The organism is Cupriavidus sp. SIMBA_020 (assembly GCF_046535395.1).
Taxonomy (GTDB): domain Bacteria; phylum Pseudomonadota; class Gammaproteobacteria; order Burkholderiales; family Burkholderiaceae; genus Cupriavidus; species Cupriavidus campinensis.
In genome coordinates, this window is sequence record NZ_JAWRWU010000032.1 from 1 (window position 1) to 1,110 (window position 1,110).

At 58.6% G+C, this 1,110-nt stretch carries 1 pseudogene; it reads left to right on the forward strand.

Features of this window, described 5'->3' with window-relative positions:
• Positions 1–1,110: pseudogene (locus SB751_RS27960) on the forward strand (IS3 family transposase); the annotation flags it as partial.

Sequence of the window (1,110 nt, forward strand, 5' to 3'; positions counted from 1 at the left end):
GTGCAGCGTTGGGTGGCGAGCTACCGCCAGCATGGCCAAGACGGGCTGCGCAAGAAGCGCAATCCCTACAGCACTGAATTCAAACTCTCGGTGCTGCTGCGCATGTGGCGAGAAGGTCTTTCAGGCGAGCAAACGGCGGCGTTGTTTGACATCCGCAGCCCGGGTTGCATTGGCGTCTGGGAGCGCCGCTATCATAGTGGCGGTATAGATGCCCTGTCGCCCCGACCTCGCGGGCGCCCCAAGACGATGCCGCAAGCCATTCCTCCCAAATCTCCGGCCGAGCCGGTTGCCGATGACGAGCGTCCGCGCAAGGAATTGCTCAAAGAAATCGAGTACCTGCGCGCGGAGGTGGCGTACCTAAAAAAACTCGATGCCTTGGTTCAAGCGAAGAAAGCAGCGCAGCAGAAAAAGCGCAAATAGTGCTTGAGCTAAGGCAGCAGTACCCGTTGGCGGGCTTGCTCAAGGCCGCAGATTTGGCCCGCAGCACGTTTTATTACCAGCAAAAGGTGGTGAATGCCGGTGACAAGCACGCGGAGCTGAAAGCCAGGATCCGGGCCGTCTATACATGCCACAGGGGGCGCTATGGCTATCGGCGGATCACCGCCACAATCCGGCAGATGGGCTGGATCATCAACCACAAGACCGTACAGCGCCTTATGGGGCAATTGCGGCTGAAGTCGCTGGTGCGGCCGAAAAAGTACCGCTCCTATCGCGGGGAGATGGGACGGGCGGCGCCGAATCTGCTCAACCGCCAGTTCGACGCACAACGTCCTAACCAGAAATGGGTGACCGACGTGACCGAATTCAATGTTGGCGGGGAGAAGCTATACCTGTCGCCGGTGATGGACCTGTACAACGGCGAGATCATTGCCTATCAGACAAGCAAGCGACCTACCTTCGATCTGGTCGGGGCCATGCTCAAGAAGGCACTGGCCAAGTGCCAGGACAACGATAAGCCGATGCTGCATTCAGACCAAGGCTGGCAGTACCAGATGCCTGCCTATCGGCGCATGCTCAAGGAGCATGCTGTGACGCAAAGTATGTCCCGCAAGGGAAACTGCCTTGACAATGCCGCCATGGAAAGCTTCTTCGGCACGCTCAAGGCTGAAT